General features: G+C 36.0%; 15 protein-coding genes and 1 pseudogene. All 16 read right to left on the bottom strand.

From position 1 onward, the window contains the following. Positions 1 to 2: 2 nt before the first annotated feature. The 16 genes and pseudogenes from ACM44_RS05620 to ACM44_RS05555 all read right to left on the bottom strand — a co-directional run bounded on the left by ACM44_RS05620 (position 3) and on the right by ACM44_RS05555 (position 15,866). Entirely contained in the window at positions 3 to 824 is an 822-nt protein-coding gene (locus tag ACM44_RS05620; RefSeq protein WP_048499052.1) for an RteC domain-containing protein, read from the bottom strand. 365 nt (positions 825 to 1,189) lie between these two features. Beyond that, positions 1,190 to 2,158, bottom strand: a complete 969-nt coding sequence (locus ACM44_RS05615) for a DUF1259 domain-containing protein (protein ID WP_053215438.1) — start codon at positions 2,156 to 2,158, stop codon at positions 1,190 to 1,192. A 28-nt stretch (positions 2,159 to 2,186) separates the two neighbouring features. Continuing rightward, entirely contained in the window at positions 2,187 to 3,305 is a 1,119-nt protein-coding gene (locus ACM44_RS05610; RefSeq protein WP_048499051.1) for an efflux RND transporter periplasmic adaptor subunit, read from the bottom strand. Continuing rightward, positions 3,289 to 6,435: an efflux RND transporter permease subunit gene (locus ACM44_RS05605; RefSeq protein WP_048499050.1), complete on the bottom strand. Its 3,147-nt coding sequence runs from the start codon at positions 6,433 to 6,435 to the stop codon at positions 3,289 to 3,291. Before ACM44_RS05605 ends, ACM44_RS05610 begins: the two co-directional genes overlap by 17 nt. Positions 6,436 to 6,440: 5 nt before the next feature. Further along, the gene (locus ACM44_RS05600) at positions 6,441 to 7,823 is read right to left on the bottom strand and encodes a TolC family protein (protein ID WP_048499049.1); all 1,383 of its coding nucleotides are present in this window, start codon (positions 7,821 to 7,823) and stop codon (positions 6,441 to 6,443) included. Positions 7,824 to 7,900: 77 nt separating this feature from the next. Further along, the gene (locus ACM44_RS05595) at positions 7,901 to 9,166 is read right to left on the bottom strand and encodes a sensor histidine kinase (RefSeq protein WP_048499048.1); all 1,266 of its coding nucleotides are present in this window, start codon (positions 9,164 to 9,166) and stop codon (positions 7,901 to 7,903) included. Further along, the gene (locus ACM44_RS05590) at positions 9,163 to 9,837 is read right to left on the bottom strand and encodes a response regulator transcription factor (protein WP_048499047.1); all 675 of its coding nucleotides are present in this window, start codon (positions 9,835 to 9,837) and stop codon (positions 9,163 to 9,165) included. Before ACM44_RS05590 ends, ACM44_RS05595 begins: the two co-directional genes overlap by 4 nt. A gap of 248 nt (positions 9,838 to 10,085) precedes the next feature. Further along, entirely contained in the window at positions 10,086 to 11,270 is a 1,185-nt protein-coding gene (locus tag ACM44_RS15715; RefSeq protein WP_048499046.1) for a TolC family protein, read from the bottom strand. Next, positions 11,267 to 12,100, bottom strand: coding sequence for an efflux RND transporter permease subunit (locus ACM44_RS15710; RefSeq protein ID WP_241477149.1), 834 nt, complete (start codon positions 12,098 to 12,100; stop codon positions 11,267 to 11,269). Before ACM44_RS15710 ends, ACM44_RS15715 begins: the two co-directional genes overlap by 4 nt. Positions 12,101 to 12,135: 35 nt before the next feature. Beyond that, positions 12,136 to 13,326: pseudogene (locus tag ACM44_RS15705) on the bottom strand (efflux RND transporter permease subunit); the annotation flags it as partial. 150 nt (positions 13,327 to 13,476) lie between these two features. Next, on the bottom strand, positions 13,477 to 13,803 hold the full coding sequence (locus tag ACM44_RS15940; protein ID WP_371131589.1) for a DUF6660 family protein: 327 nt from the start codon (positions 13,801 to 13,803) through the stop codon (positions 13,477 to 13,479). A gap of 55 nt (positions 13,804 to 13,858) precedes the next feature. Continuing rightward, positions 13,859 to 14,269 (bottom strand): Fur family transcriptional regulator, encoded by a 411-nt coding sequence (locus tag ACM44_RS05570; RefSeq protein WP_048499044.1) that lies wholly within the window; start codon positions 14,267 to 14,269, stop codon positions 13,859 to 13,861. A 6-nt stretch (positions 14,270 to 14,275) separates the two neighbouring features. After that, positions 14,276 to 14,614, bottom strand: a complete 339-nt coding sequence (locus ACM44_RS05565) for a hypothetical protein (RefSeq protein WP_024566615.1) — start codon at positions 14,612 to 14,614, stop codon at positions 14,276 to 14,278. 69 nt (positions 14,615 to 14,683) lie between these two features. Beyond that, the gene (locus ACM44_RS15700; RefSeq protein WP_078679374.1) at positions 14,684 to 14,893 is read right to left on the bottom strand and encodes a GDCCVxC domain-containing (seleno)protein; all 210 of its coding nucleotides are present in this window, start codon (positions 14,891 to 14,893) and stop codon (positions 14,684 to 14,686) included. Next, positions 14,893 to 15,495 carry a mercuric transport protein MerTP gene (merTP, locus tag ACM44_RS05560; RefSeq protein ID WP_024566614.1) on the bottom strand — a complete coding sequence of 201 codons (603 nt, stop codon included), beginning with the start codon at positions 15,493 to 15,495 and terminating at the stop codon, positions 14,893 to 14,895. The genes ACM44_RS15700 and merTP overlap by 1 nt, the downstream gene beginning before the upstream one ends. Next, positions 15,489 to 15,866, bottom strand: coding sequence for an ArsR/SmtB family transcription factor (locus tag ACM44_RS05555; RefSeq protein ID WP_024566613.1), 378 nt, complete (start codon positions 15,864 to 15,866; stop codon positions 15,489 to 15,491). Before ACM44_RS05555 ends, merTP begins: the two co-directional genes overlap by 7 nt. Positions 15,867 to 15,952: the final 86 nt, after the last annotated feature.

Below are 15,952 nucleotides of genomic sequence, written 5' to 3'. Positions count from 1 at the left end.
TTCTAATCTTCTTCCTGTTCGTCCATCCGTTTTATTAATGCATCACGCAAGTTGTCAAGGAATTTTGTTCTATTTATCTTTCGGGCTTTCAATTCCATAAATGTATGGTAGAAGTCGCCCAAATCAACATTGAAAATACTTTCAAATGTTTTAGCTATTATTTTAATATCAGTATGATCAAATGCACCTTGAGCATGTAAGGCATATATCAATTCAGTTAATGCCGTTTTACTTCCTCGCCAATTTAAGTTAGGTAACTCTATTGATTTACTTTTATGTACCGGTCTGTGAAGTTGGTCTTCAAGATATACTTGTATCAGATCATTGGCTATAATTTTAGCTGCTTTGTAATCGTGAGATGTAGAAAATCTATGATCGGTTTCAAAATAGATTGTATCCAAACTTAGTTTTAGATCGTGTTTACCACGAACAAATAATTTATCGTCAATAAAAGAATTATTGGTTCTATAGTATTTATAAAATTCAAGGTTATTTTCAAAATACTTTTTAAGTTTTTTTAATTCTTCATTCAAATATTTTTTTAATGCCTTTGTGTCATTAGGTTTTTTCATTTCTATCTTGTAGATAGCATTATGAAAGATAAGTTTTGCAACAATAGCTGGTTTTTGATATTTGAAAAAATGAATTTCGTCGTTAATATTCTTAAATCCATTTTTTAATACAAACTCTTTAATTTTAGATAGAGCATTTACGATAAGTTTTATTACCTCTTCAATACGTTGGATAGGACAATTAGCTTCAATTTCAAGATCCCTAATTTCGTCTTCTAGCTTGTTTAGTGTTTCTTCGTAAAATTTATTCATTAAACTATATTAAGATATTAATATTTTTCTTATATACTTTATAAATGATTTGTTTTAACAATCGTGTGCTTCATTTCTCATCTTATTTAATTTTCTGACAATCAAATAACTGAATTTCAACTAAAATATAACTGTATTAACATTTTATTCATTATGATAAGATTGAATGTAAAAAACGTCGCCTATTCAGTTATTAAGAACTATTTCTAATCACATGCTTCTCTTCAAACATTGTTTCGAAGGAAAGAGCTATAAGGAATTATTAAAAAAAAATAACTCGAATAAGATAAAGCCTTGCGAAAGTGGTGTTTCGAAAGGCTCAATTATTTGTAATAGTTATTTCGGATATATAGCCTATTGTTCTATCAATGTTTCATTTTCATTCCACCAACTTTACCTGTTTTGCTCAGCGCAATTTTTAAAGACTTTATAAGTTCCTCCGCATTTCCAATTGCCCAATAGTGTAAGAAAAATACGTGTGGCTTTTCCTGCACCATGTGATTATGAACAGCAACCACTTCAATTCCATTTTCAATAAGCGCCTTAATCACTGGAGCTACTTCATCCTCTAGCATAGCAAAATCTCCTGCGATTGCAGCCTTTTCCTCTGTTCCTTGAATGGCAATCCAGGTATTATAACCAAAGAAAGTTGAGATTGGTATTCCATGCTCTGTAATGGGCGCATCTGGGCGACCAATGGTATATTTGTAAACGCCATTATTCATCTCTCCTGTGATACCCAAGATAGCGTCCAATTTTTTTGTGTCAATCGTGTTTTCAACCTTTCTCCCTGCAAAAGTACCTTTCAATGGATCTGCACCTCGCATTTCTTTAACTTTATTCAATACTGCTTTTGCCTTCATTGCCATCTGTTCAGCGGGACCACTTCCTCCGATATGCATATACATGACGTTCGGATGATTTCTAACGAAATGGTTATGTATCGCCGTAATGGTAAGTCCCTGCTTTATAACCTCGAACTGTACTTGTTTCAGATCAGTTTCTGTAATTACGATATCACCCATGATCATTGCACCATCGGTACTTGGCGTAAATGCTATCCACGTACCCAAACCCATTGGCGGTATGATTTTAAATCCGTCAACCTCTATATCCAAATCATTCTGAGGCACCGTTATTTTAAACTCTCCATTGTTTTCGACGCCTTTCATTTCCAAAATAGCCTCTATTTTTGCTATATCTAATTTTTTTACTGAGGCGTTATGCATCATTTTAACTTGCCCCTTCTTCTGTGCATAAATAGAATTGCTACAAGCAAGCGTAATAATTGTTGAAAATGCGACCAACTTAATAATACTAATTGTCTTTTTCATAACTTTAATTTATTTAAAATTTATACTACTATTTTTTAATTAACGGGATTATCCGTGTATCTGTTTTCAGTTCTTCCGATCCTTTTAACACCAAAGTATCTCCTTTTTGGACATCACCAAAAATTTCAGTTCTATCTCCCATATTAAATCCAGGGCGAACATCGATCCAATGCGTTACTCCATTTGACACTTTAATTACAAACTTTTTCTCCAAGGTAGTAACCACCGCTGATGCCGGAACTACAATTCCTTCCTGTTGTCTTAAAAATGATAATTTTGCATCCGCATAACTGCCTGGCTTTAATTTATTATCCGTATTACCAATTTCAAATTCCCAAATCTCGCTTCGACTATCATGATCTATTCGTCCTGCTTTCCGTACCAGTTTTGCCTCAAATTTCTTATCAGGCAATGACCTTGTAGACACTTCAGCAACACCATTAGATAAAACAGCATCCGTGTATATTTCTGGAACTGAAACCTGCAAACGCAGAACACTATTATCTGATATTTCAAATAACGGCTTATCATTGGGAGACCCCACAAAAGAACCTGTTACAATATTTCTTTTTGTAATAACTCCACTATACGGAGCAACAATAGCAAGATAGTTGCCAATTTGTTTAGCCGATGCAACAGATGACTGATTAGCCTTATACTCAAGGCTATCGGCCATCATTTGATTTTTCACACGCTGCAATTCGCCAGTAGCAATCACACCGTCAGTTCGAGAAGCAGAATAAATCCGTTCAAAATAATCTTTACTGGATAAGTAACGTGCCCGTGAAGCATTAGCTTTATCGTTCAGCTCTTGGATACGTGTATTTAATTCCGGCGCCTCAATCAAAGCCAAAACCTGTCCTTTGCTAACCTTAGAACCAATATCCACCAGCATTTTACGTACATAGCCCGGCACCTTTGCCCTTATTTGGGCATCTTCTAGTGGAAGCAGCTCCGCAGGAAGAGCAAGTATTTTTTTAACCGTATCGGTTTCAATTGTAAATACATTGACCGAGTCAATTTTATTTTCATTAACATCACTATTTTTTTCCTGACCATTTTGAGTGCAGGCAGCAACGAATAGCAGAAGTGATACACTCGCAACTGCATTAATTATCGGTAATTTATGTTTAAATATTCTTGTCATAATATAGAGAATTTGTATCGTTTGGATCAAGAGATACGGATATTTGCTTCTTTTTTCTTAACATTTCATAAACTAATGGAACCAGCCAAAGACTAATTACTGTACTAAATAACAATCCCCCTATCACGGCAATGCCCAAAGGTGCAGTTTGCTGTCCGCTTTCACCCAAACCAAGAGACATCGGTATCATTCCGGCAATCATTGCTGTACTTGTCATAATAATAGGGCGGAAACGGCTAAGTGCCGCCTGCACACCAATCAAGTTATTATCTTCTTGATTCTTTCGGATACTTTCAGCACTTGCTACAATCAAAATAGAATTAGATACCGCGACTCCGACAGCCATTATACAACCCATAAATGACTGAATGTTTATAGTATTACCAGTAAGCCACAGCAGCAGCATAGAACCTGCCAACACACCAGGAAGCACAGATAACACTGAAAGACTTAATTGTAGAGATTGAAAATAAGCAGTCAACATCAGACCAATTACGACAATCGCCAGTAAAAGTCCGTTAGACAGTTCACCAGTTGTTTGATTCAGCATTTCCGATTGTCCTCGCAAATACACCTTAACACCCTGAGGCTGCTCACCCAATCTCTGTATTGCCTCATTGATATCCTTCACTGCACTACCAAGGTCTTTTTTGTGAATATTAGCCGTAAGCGTGATAAACCGCTGTTGATTAATCCGATCATATTCACCTATAGTATTCCCTGTTTTCCAATCAGCTACATCTCTTAGATAAACTGTGTTATCTCCAGATTTTCCCACCGGTATCTGATTCACCTGTTCCGGATTATTCATTACAAACTGCGGGTATTCTACCTGCACCTGATAAGCATTTCCAGAAGCTTTATCCAACCAATACACCGGCTGCGTATAACGGCTCGAAGAAGTACCTTCTGCGACAGACCTTCCCGCCTCATCAACGGTCAGACCCATTTGACCTAGTCGAATACGATCATAATTGATATGCATAGTCGGGTAATCCAATGGCTGCGCCAACTGCAAATCACGCAGATAAGAAATAGAGCCAAGAGATTTTTTTAACCGATCAGCCAATTCTCTACTCTGTGTCAGATTTTTTCCCTGAACCACAATCTCAACAGGGTTACTGGCGCCCATACTCATGACCTGATCCACCAAGTCAGCAGGTTCAAACGACAATTGAGCACCAGGTAGACTTTTTGTAACCGACCCACGTAATCGTTCTTTCAAATCTTCGATTTCCACACCAGAACCCTTTTTCAAATTCACTTTTATAACAGCTTCATGAGGACCACTCGTGTATAAAAAGATAGGGTTAATCGCAAATGTAGGTGGTTGTAAACCCACAAATGACGAAGTAATAGCTACATTATCTTTTCCTGCCTCATCAGCTAATAATTGCAAAGTCTTTTTAGTTGCTTCCTCCGTACGTTCTATCCGTGTACCCGTAGGCATTCGCAACCTCAACTGAAGCTGTCCTGCATCCACCTTAGGGAAGATTTCCGACCCCGCCTGCCTATACCCAACGAAAGCTGCCAGCAGTAGAAGCACAAGAACAATGGGAACAGCCAATTTTCGCATTGGAAATGTTCTCTGAATTGTCTTGGATAGACTTTCTTTAAGTTTATCCAATCGTGGCTCCGGATGTTGTTTATAAGTATCTTTTAACATCCAGTTAGATAACACAGGAACCAACGTTTGTGACAATAGGAAAGATGCAATCATCGCAAATCCCACAGCCAATGAAAGTGGAAGAAACATCGAACGCGGTACGCCAGTCATCAGCACAGAAGGTACGAAAACAGCTAAAATGCTCAATAAAATCAATATTTTGGGAGTAGCGATTTCTTTACAAGCATCCCATATTGCTCTCGATTTTGATTTCCCTAATTCAAGATGATGATGTATATTTTCAATGGTCACCGTCGATTCATCCACCAATATACCGACCGCCAAAGCAAGTCCCCCTAAAGTCATGATATTAATAGTCTGTCCCGTGAGGTAAAGACACATAACCGACACTAACAACGCCAGAGGAATAGTAACAATCACAATGATGGCACTACGCAGATCCCGTAAAAAAAGCAACACCATCAGTCCCGTTAGTAAAGCACCAAGAGCACCTTCAACAAGCAAGCTTTTTAAAGAGTTTACAACATATCCAGACTGATCAAATTCATAAGATACCTTTATATCATCAGGGATAGCCGATTGCATATCAGGTAGCGCTTTCTTGATAGCTTGTACCACATCCCACGTAGAAGCATCCGCTCGCTTAGTGACTGGAATATATACTGAACGCTTACCATTGATCAACGCATAACCAGTTCCTACGTCAGCGCCATTATCCACAGAAGCCACATCTCTTACCAGTACGGAAGTACCATCAACATTTTTGACCGCAACATTTTCAAGCTCTTTAAAATTATCAACTACACTATTGGTTGCCGTAATTACAGCTTTATCTGCCGTACGCATTGTTCCAGCTGGCAGTATAGAATTATTTTTCGCAATTGCAACGGCTATTTCGTCCGGTGTCAAGTTATAACTTCTTACTCTTTCCGGATCCGCTTTGATAACGATTGTTCGTTGATTTCCCCCAAATGGAGGCGGAGCCGATACTCCTTGTAAAGCCGCAAACATAGGTCGCACCTTAAATAAAGCCAAATCCTGAATTTCATTGAGCGATTTTGTCTCACTCCTGAATACCAGTTGACCTACAGGAACAGACCCAGCATCATACCGCATGACGAATGGAGGCAATGTACCAGGAGGCATAAAGGACCGAGATCTATTCACATAAGAAATAACCTCCGCCATCGCATTGGCCATATTCGTACCATCATAAAACTGAAGCTTAATTAAACTCAATCCCTGAATAGATTTACTCTCGACAGCTTTAATTCCCGTGACGTACAGAAAGTGATACTCATAGTAAGAAGTAACATACCCTTCCATTTGCTGAGGTGATAATCCGCCATAAGTTTGAGCAACATAAATAGTAGGCGCATTTACCGCTGGAAAGATGTCAACTGGTGTCTTCTTGATGGAAAGTATAGAAAAAATCACGATCCCAACGACCAACACCATAATCGCAATAGGCTTGCGAAGTGCCAGTTGAATTAATTTTATCATATCCCTTATTTCATTTCATTTAAAAAAATATTCACATCACCTTTTACAGCAGCTTCCAGCAACTGAGCCTTCCAAGTATCCCAATAAGCTTGCTTAACATCAAGTTCAGATTTCAATAAGGTATACTGAGCCTGTATCAGGTCCGAAAAATTAACCAAACCAGTATTATACCTAATCTGCATAGCTTGGAAAGCTGCTTGTGCAGACCTTAACTGCTCCTTGGTTTCAGACACCACCTGAAGACTATGATCAAGTGTAGTATTGGCAATCTGTTGCTGAGAGAAGAGTTGAGAACGTTCATTCTGCAAAAGTTCTTCAGCACCCTTTGATAAAGAGGATTGATGTGCTAATAGCCGTTTAGCTTCACCATACTTCATAATCGGAAAAGTAAGTTGTAACCCTACACTGTAATTATATCGAGTAAGGTTCAACCCCTCCCAAGCATGTAAACTGCCATCAGCCAGAAAACCAGAACCCCTAGCAAAACCTGCTCCCCATACATTTATTTTAGGTAGATATGATTTTTTAATCTGCTGTTCCTTTGACTGGCTTAATTCAAATTGGCTTTGCGAATATTTGATAATTGGATGTAAATCAAGATTACTATCCGTCAATATTCTACTTGAAGGTAATGTCGACAAAAAAGCAGAATCCCGAGGAACAGGTAGATTCTCGATTACAATTAAACGAGCCAGATTCCATTGCAAAATCTCCAACTGTTTATGCGAATTGATGTATTCCACTTTCGCTTTTGATAATTCAGACTGAAACAATTCAGTATCGACACCAGCTTTTATCCCGCTGCTAGTCAATACACGACTTTGCTTTAGATTTGCTTCCACACGCTTAATATTCTGTTGATGTATATGCAGATTAGCATTCGCCAACAGGATATCCAGATAACTACTGATGATATTGATAGCGTGCTGAAACTGTTCTTTTTGTAATAAAGATTTCTGAACAGTAGCCTCAGCGACAGCGGTATTTATACGGGCATCTCTTTCACCAAAAGTAACCGCCTGCCAATTCAACAATATTCCTGCTGCACTTCCTGTGCCCGGTTCAAATTTATTCTCGGTAGACGGAGGACCTGAGATGGGCAATATCCCGTTTGGATTAAAAACACCTATCAGGTTATTAGCCGTAGAAATCCCTGCCTGATAACTAGCATCAAGAGTCGGCAACCTGCTATATTTTACCACATCTACATGCTTTTCTGCCGCTATTGCGTCAAACGTTCTGGCTCGGAGAAGATGATAATTCTGATTGCCCAAAACGATAACATCGTTCAGACTTAGTAACGTATCTTGCTGCGCCGAAGCCTGGGTTACAGAAATCGCCATTATAAAAATGGGCAGACATTTCTTTTTAAAAATACTTTGCAACATAATATTTATCAGCTATTGATAATTTTGATTATGTAGCAAAGCTATAATGTGATTTTGGAGAGATTTTGGAGAAACAATCAGCTAAAGCAAATTTCTACATTATGCCAACCATTTATATAATTGTATTTTACAGTGTAACCATATAATTGACAGATTTGCTTTACCAGCGCCAATCCTAAACCTGTAGTATTCTTTTGATAAGTGTTCTTCCGGAAGCGTTCAAATAAGGCTTCTGGATCTATGAGCAAAGGATTCCCTGTATTTTCTATTTTTACCTTACTGTCTTCTATACTAATTCTTATTTCTTTTTTTTCATTATTATGTACGATAGCATTATTGATAATATTTGAAACAAGGATTTCAATCAATGTTCGATTAGCGGTAACCGTAATATGGTCAACAACTGTACTTGTCATACGAGGACAATCATCTATGTATGCTTCACAGTTTCCTGATATTTCCTGAACAACCTCATTTACATTTATACGTTCAGTCTCAGGAAATTGATTATTCTCAATTTTGGCAAGTAATAACAAAGTCTTGTTCATCTCACTCAAGCGATTTGTTGCATTTGTTATATCACCTAGCAATAGCGCTTCCTTCTCATCAATATTTGGATAATTAATAAGTAATTCAAGCTTGGCCCGGATAATAGCAAGTGGTGTCTGGCTTTCGTGCGAAGCATTTTCAACAAACTGCTTTTGATTATGATAGGCTCTATTTACATTTTCAACCAGTTTATTGAGTGATTCATTAAGCCTGTCAAATTCAGTAGTTCCAGTTAACGCAGGAAGTCGCAACTCATTGTTCCTGTTAAGATCAAACTTTTCAGCAGCATCTATACTTGAAAAGAAAGGTTGCCAAAGCCTAACAGAGCTTTTTCGGCTTACCAGGACAATCGTAATCAATAAAACCAAAAGGATAATCGCTTCCGAAAAAAATACCTTGGCAATAAGATGAGCTGTCTCCGTTGAAGAAATATAGGTCGAGACAAGATAAGAAGCATTCTTCCATTGATATTCTTTTGTTAATACCTTAAAAGGAAGTTTCTTTCCTTCCATTTCATAGAATAGGGCGGTATCTCTAGGGATATTTAATACCACCTCACTTGATGTATTTTTCTCTTCAATACTATATTCACCGGTTATGTGTCGTTCTAGATTTCCCGATGTAGCCATAAAGCTGTTCCATACATTTTGTTGTTTTAGCAAAAGATACTTCTCCTCAGCGTGGTGAGCATGTCCTTTCAACACAAAATAAAAGATAGCCGAACTGATAACTAGGATAAGTGGAAGCCAAATCAACAATGATTTGGTATGACGTTGTAAAAGTGGGCTACTCATAATGAAATCTTATATCCTAATCCATAAACTGTCTGTATCAACTCATCACAATCTCTTTCTTTCAATTTACGTTTTAGGTTTTTTATTTGAGAGTAAACAAAATCAAACGACGGCATATTATCGGTGCGGTCTCCATACAAATGCTCTGCTATAGCCTGCCTGCTAACCACCCGGTTAGCATTATTGAGCAGATAAGCCAGTAGATCAAATTCGCTTCTGGTAAACTGAAGTTCTTCCCCATGACAGGTAATTTGTCTATTTAAAAGATTAAGCTGTAAACTACCCACTTCAAGTACCGCGCTACCTTGATTATACTTTCTACGGATCAAAGCTTTTACCCTGGCATTTAGTTCAGACAAATGAAAAGGTTTGGTAACATAGTCGTCTGCTCCCAACAATAACCCATCAATTTTGTCATCCAGGGAATCACGAGCGGAGATGATAATGACACCATCTTGCTTTTTATCCTCTCTAATATGTTGTAATAGTTTTAATCCGTTTCCATCAGGAAGATTGATATCAAGGATAATACAATCATAATCGAAAGATTCCACTCGTTCGATCCCTTCATAAAACGTTGTGACTCCCTCGCAACGGAAATATTCCTGCTTGAAATATTCCAAAATGCTTTGTAACAAATCGGATTCGTCTTCGATTACCAATAGCCTCATTTGATTCGATTTGTACAAATTTAAACAATAATTTTGGAGAGAATTTGGATACTAACGTTAGACATACTTAAAATATCAATAACGCTCCCCATAATTATAGCAATTTAATGTAGCTTTGAGGAGTATTAAAAGATATTATAAAACTTAACTAAATACATTCGTAGCTAAAAACGTCTGTTTTTTTGAGTAAAACAAAGCCTTGCAAAATTTATTTTTTACAAGGCTTTATGTGTTTTTCTTCAATATTATTACAATTGATATTTCAGTAATTCTGCAATTACATCTTGATACTCTTTTTCGGTAAGTAAATAATTATTACTAGCTTGGTAGTAGTAACTGGCTTCTAAGAAATATTGAATGGTTGTAATTTCTCCGAATCGCAAAGCTTTATCTAGTAACTGAATGCTGTTGATACTTTCTAAAACCGTTTGGTATTCGTCGAGTGTTTTTTGTAAGTTGGTGTATTTTTCATAAAGGCTTTTTATGTTGTAATAATGCTCCACTTTATGTTCATTCAACTGTACTTCGTTCATTTCCAACTCAGCCATACTTTGTTTTACACGGTTTTTATTTTCCCATAGAGGGATAGACATCCCAATACGAGCTCCGTGAAAATTTTGTCCCAAAATACCTTGATAGTGATAACCTGCTTCAAATTTTGGTAAAGCCATTGCCTTGGTAACCTGAATTTGTTGTTGGGCAATTGTTGTTTGTTGTTGCAATAGTTTTCTTGTTGGATCTTGAGCTTCGATGATTTCTTCTAGCTCTTCAAAAGAAGGTATTGCAATAACTTCAGGATATTCCGATTCATTAAAAATAACATCAATACCACCATTGAGTTCTGTTAATTTTTGCTGAAGCTGATTAATTGAAGATGTATTCAACTTCAAATCTTTATTAATTTCAATTAACTGTAATTTTGCTTTGTTGACATCTAAAATATTTCCTTCACCTCTATTTAATTTGGTTTGAAAATCCGAAAGAAACTTTTCAGTTTTGGTTTTTCTTTCTTTGATTTTTTCTTGCAATTTATTCCGGTAAATAAGTTCTATAGCCGATTTTTTCGCTTCTAACAAAATATCTTGTTTAGTAGCAAGTAATGCGAAATCTCCTTGTTTACTCTTTTCGTTGGCTAAATTTTTCTTTTTACCGTACACTGTAGGAAAATCAAATCTTTGTATCACACTAATATCGGTTTGATTTCCAGCCACTGCACTGGGGGTACCACGCATATAATCGTAACTTATTGTAGGATCATACAAGGTATTTCCTGTTTTGAATTGCAATTTTTGAGCTTCCCAATATTTGGATTGACTTTGTAAAGTTTTGTTATTCTTACTAATATCAGTCAGGATTGTTTCCAACCCTGACTGTGCTTCTGCGTTGGCTACCCAAAGACAGGCAACCAACAAAGCGATGCTATTTATTTTCATTTTGTAGCTTCTTTTTTGTTCGATAAATAATAGACTGCTGGTACAATGAAGATATTCAGAATGGTAGAAGTAAGTAAACCACCTAAAATAACTTTTGCCATTGGACTTTGAATCTCGTTACCTGGTAAATCTCCAGCAATAGCTAGCGGAATAAGTGCTAAACCTGCGGTTAAAGCAGTCATTAAAATAGGGCTTAACCTATCTTTAGAACCTTGTATTACGGTATCAAAAAGCGTATATCCTTCTTCACGAAGTGTATTGTAATGCGATATTAATAAAATCCCATTACGTGTTGCCACCCCAAATAAAGTGATAAAACCAATGATTGCAGGAATACTTAAAATTCCGCTGGTGAAATAAATACTGAACACCCCGCCAATTAAAGCTAATGGTAAGTTTATCAGAATGATAGCCGCTAATTTTACGGTTTTAAATTCTCTGAATAAGATTAAGAAAATGATTAAAATAGACAGCAATGAAGTAGCTATAAGCGTTTTCGATGCTTCGGCTTCAGCTTCAAATTGACCACCATATTCGATATGATAATCTTCTGGAAGTTTTACTTTTTCATTGATAATTTTCTGAATTTCCTCTACCACACTTTTTTGATCTCTACCCGAAACATTGGCAGACACTACCGTTTTACGTTGTACATTTTCACGGTTAATGGTATTAGGACCAGTAGTACTTACGACATCAGCTACATAGTACAAAGGAATTTTTTGACCATTAGTCCCATCAATCATTGCATTTTTAATCTTGTCAATATTTCCTCTATTGGCATCATCTAAACGAAGCATCAAATCAAAGGTCTTGTTTCCCTCATATATTTCAGATACTTTTTCACCTGCAAAAGAAACATCTACAAACTCATTAAATTGGCGCTTACACCAAACACATTCATCATCGCTAAGGCAAACAGCATTGCTAATGGAATAGCGGAAGCTACTATTAATCCGGCTCTAAAATTTCCTAAAAAAAGTACTAATACAAAGATAACAATCAACGCACCTTCTATCAGGTTTTTTTCTACGGTACTCATTGCCTTGTCAACTAAAACTGAACGGTCTATATAGGGTTCAATAATAATATCATCAGGTAATGACTTTTGTATAGTAGGAAGTTTTTCTTTTATTTTTTCAATTACATTATTGGCATTTTCGCCTTTTAGCATCATTACCACACCGCCTACTGCATCAACTTCTCCATTATATGTCATAGCCCCATATCTTACAGCATTACCAAATCGTACATCTGCCACATCTTTTATAAAAATTGGAACACTGCCAGGATTATTTTTTACACTGATGTTTTTTATATCTTCTAATGATGTAACCAAACCAATACCTCTAACAAAATAAGCACTTGGTTTCTTATCAATATATGCTCCCCCTGTATTTTGGTTATTTTTTTCAAGAGCGTTGAAAATATCGGTAATACTTATATCCATAGCCTTTAAGCGATTAGGATTAACAGCAACTTCATATTGCTTTAGCTCGCCACCAAAACTATTTACTTCTGCAATTCCGGGTGTACCATACAGTTGCCTTGCAACAATCCAGTCCTGCATTGTACGAAGGTCTTTGGCATTGTATTTATTTTCACTTCCCTTTTTGGGATGTATTATATATTCGTATATCTGACCAAGCCCTGTACTGACCGGAGCCAGTTCAGGTGTCCCTATTCCGTTCGGAATTTTTTCTTCTGCTTCTTTCAGTTTTTCATTAATGAGCTGTCGGGCAAAATAAATGTCTACTTTTTCCTTAAATACAACTGTAATTACGGACAAACCAAACCTAGAAATACTTCTGGTTTCTTCTAAATCGGGAATATTAGCAATGCTTTGCTCTATCGGAAAAGTTACTAATTGTTCTACTTCCTGAGCCGCCAATGTGGGGCAAACCGTAATTATTTGCACCTGATTATTTGTAATATCGGGTACGGCATCAATGGGTAATTTTGTGGCACTCCACACTCCCCAAATAATGAGCAACAATGTCATTATTCCAATGACGAGCTTGTTCTTAATGCTAAATTTTATGATACTGTCTAACACAATTCATTTGATTAATAATTAATAATAATGGATATAAATACTTTCTGTCCGTTACAGAAAGGACAGCTAAATGTGCAATTTAGATAATACACCTATCTAATAGTAAATGAATATATCATCCATTACCAATAAATACATTTGCTGAAAATATTAAGTATTAATCTTTGGCGGCTGCCAAATGTTTCCGTGATAATTGGAAATGAAATTGAAATTTTGAAGTGGGAATTTTTGTATCTTGCTAAGACTTGGCTTTGCCTCGTTTATTTTGAACGTTTGAAACGTAAAATTCACAACGGTATGACAAGTAGCACAAGAACAAAAAGGACTGCATAAATCGCCGTTTTTCGTTTGACCATTGCTTGTATTAGAAAGCTCTGATTTTGAAGTATTACTGGTATCCATACCACACGCATCAGTACACGGCATTAAGGATAATGCCAGAAAATATATACTGAATATGAATATAAATAGTTTCATCAGCTACAAATATAAATAAATAGATTGTGCAATAGAATTGCAAAGTTGAAAAAATCTATTTGTTACATTTGTCGCATTTCCCCTTAAGAACTAAATTAGCTCCATCTAATTTAAAGTTTTGAGGAACTTCGATGTTCGGAATTTCTGTTTCAGTAAGGCAAAAAGTATGTTTGCAGTCGGTACAATAAAAATGTGTGTGCAGTTCTGATAAATTACAATTGCATCCTGATTGGCAAAGTGCGTATTTAATCACTCCGCTTCCATCATCAATGGTATGGACAAGTTTGTGTTCCAGGAATACTTTAAGTGTTCTGAAGAGAGTAATATTATCTGCTTTTTCAAACTGTTCTGCCAGCTCTTTATGACTTACTGCATATTGTTGTTTCAATAACTTTTCAACCACCAACAAACGCATAGCGGTGGGTTTTATAGCTTTTTGCTGTAAAATTTTTTCTAATTCAGTCATTGTGATTTAATTTTCTATCGTCCAATCATCATTATCGTCCTCGTCAACTGATATTTGCTCAATGATGCTGTTTGCTGCACTGTCAGAGTATGTACCATAACCATTTACGAAAACACCTTTTGCTCCATCTTTTTGGTTTCTCATCGCATATAAGATAGCCTCATCTTCCAAGTCATTAAGCCCAGTAAAACGATAAATTTTATCAATAACAATGTCCCTTAAATTAACTTTCTCTCCGTCTATTTTGTACGAAATGTTTTCTTCCAATAGATTAAAGTCTTCCGTATAACCCCTTTGTCTTAGTACTTCAATTACTTCTGATAATGTTTTTTCTGTTGATAGCATAAGTATTCTTCTTAAATTTTTGAAAATATTTTTTGAAAAAACTGAACATTTTTTTCTCTTAATTGGTTTCTAATAGCAACATTTTTTATCCTGTTGTATTGATGGACAAGGAACACTGGCATAACTACAATACACACAACAATCGCCTTGTAATGGTTTTAATCTTGTCTTGCAATTTTCACATTCATAAAAATATTGGCAAGCATCTGTTGGCATTGTTTCCTCTTTTTTGTATCCGCAATTTGGGCAAGTTATAATTGATTGTAATTTAATTTCCATTATGATATAATTTTACTTTTTAGTGATTTATAACCTGTCGAATTGATAGCTTTTTCAATTTCTATAATACTTGTTTGTTTGTTGTCAAACTTAACAATGGCATTGCCTTTCTCATAAGAAACCACAACTTCCACAATTCCTTTTAGTTTACTAACTTCCGTTTTAACGTGGTGTTCACAACCTGAACAAGTCATCCCTTTGATTGTAAACTCAACTTTCTGAATTTTGGAAGTTTGGGTAATAATTGCTTTACTTTCGGTCTTTGGAAAAAAAATGTGAGCATAAAGCGGAAATGATAAAAGTAAAGCCGCCATAACGGTAATAATTCCTAAAAATGATTTTGTTTTCATAAAGTTTGATTTTTCAGTTGTTTCACAGTTGCAGTCAATTTTCTTTTGCGGTTTCAATTTTTGATACCAAGCAAAAGCAAGCACTAAAATAGTTAACCCGATAAAATATGGACGAAAAGGTTCGAGCCAAGAGAAAGTTGAAGCAAGTCCACTTGTTCCTGCTATGAGAGCCAAAACAGGTGTAATGCAACATAATGAAGCTGCTATTGCTGTCAAAAGTCCAGTCCCAATTAGTTTTCCGTCCGTTACCATATTGTTTCTAAATTTTTTTTATCGTCAAGTATTTTAAAAAATGGGTCCAACATTTTCTCATACTCTTTTGTCAATGAGTAAAAAATGGTTTGCGCCTCTCTTTCGGTTTCAATAAGCTTTCGGTCTTTAAGTTTTCTCAAGTGCTGAGAAATCGCTGAAATTGTCATTCCAAGAATTTCACTCACATCACAAACACAAAGTCGTTTTTCTTCATAAAGAAGAAACAGAATTTTCAGTCTTACATTGTTTCCAGTCAATTCAAGTGCGTTCGACAAATAGTCAAACGAACTGTGGAGTTCCGAAACTCTTTCTTTACAGCGATTGATTTGTTTAATGTCTGCCTGTTGTCGTGTACAAGAAGTATTATCCATAATGCAAATGTAACTAATTTGTTTATTTAAGCAAATGCTAAATTATGAGTATTAAAATTTGGCATTTTATATGTTGACGTAATGGT

The sequence above is a fragment of the Chryseobacterium koreense CCUG 49689 genome, from assembly GCF_001045435.1.
GTDB classification, from domain to species: Bacteria; Bacteroidota; Bacteroidia; order Flavobacteriales; family Weeksellaceae; genus Kaistella; species Kaistella koreensis.
The sequence above is the reverse complement of the archived record's forward strand: the minus strand, read 5'-3'. Positions and strand labels throughout refer to the sequence as shown.

Excerpts from the sequence above, each read along its gene's own strand:
- ACM44_RS05620 (WP_048499052.1), bottom strand. The coding sequence starts at position 824 with ATGAATAAATTTTACGAAGAAACACTAAACAAGCTAGAAGACGAAATT.
- ACM44_RS05615 (WP_053215438.1), bottom strand. The coding sequence starts at position 2,158 with ATGAAAAAGACAATTAGTATTATTAAGTTGGTCGCATTTTCAACAATT.
- ACM44_RS05610 (WP_048499051.1), bottom strand. The coding sequence starts at position 3,305 with ATGACAAGAATATTTAAACATAAATTACCGATAATTAATGCAGTTGCG.
- ACM44_RS05605 (WP_048499050.1), bottom strand. The coding sequence starts at position 6,435 with ATGATAAAATTAATTCAACTGGCACTTCGCAAGCCTATTGCGATTATG.
- ACM44_RS05600 (WP_048499049.1), bottom strand. The coding sequence starts at position 7,823 with ATGTTGCAAAGTATTTTTAAAAAGAAATGTCTGCCCATTTTTATAATG.
- ACM44_RS05595 (WP_048499048.1), bottom strand. The coding sequence starts at position 9,166 with ATGAGTAGCCCACTTTTACAACGTCATACCAAATCATTGTTGATTTGG.
- ACM44_RS05590 (WP_048499047.1), bottom strand. The coding sequence starts at position 9,837 with ATGAGGCTATTGGTAATCGAAGACGAATCCGATTTGTTACAAAGCATT.
- ACM44_RS15715 (WP_048499046.1), bottom strand. The coding sequence starts at position 11,270 with ATGAAAATAAATAGCATCGCTTTGTTGGTTGCCTGTCTTTGGGTAGCC.
- ACM44_RS15940 (WP_371131589.1), bottom strand. The coding sequence starts at position 13,803 with ATGAAACTATTTATATTCATATTCAGTATATATTTTCTGGCATTATCC.
- ACM44_RS05570 (WP_048499044.1), bottom strand. The coding sequence starts at position 14,269 with ATGACTGAATTAGAAAAAATTTTACAGCAAAAAGCTATAAAACCCACC.
- ACM44_RS05565 (WP_024566615.1), bottom strand. The coding sequence starts at position 14,614 with ATGCTATCAACAGAAAAAACATTATCAGAAGTAATTGAAGTACTAAGA.
- ACM44_RS15700 (WP_078679374.1), bottom strand. The coding sequence starts at position 14,893 with ATGGAAATTAAATTACAATCAATTATAACTTGCCCAAATTGCGGATAC.
- merTP (WP_024566614.1), bottom strand. The coding sequence starts at position 15,495 with ATGGTAACGGACGGAAAACTAATTGGGACTGGACTTTTGACAGCAATA.
- ACM44_RS05555 (WP_024566613.1), bottom strand. The coding sequence starts at position 15,866 with ATGGATAATACTTCTTGTACACGACAACAGGCAGACATTAAACAAATC.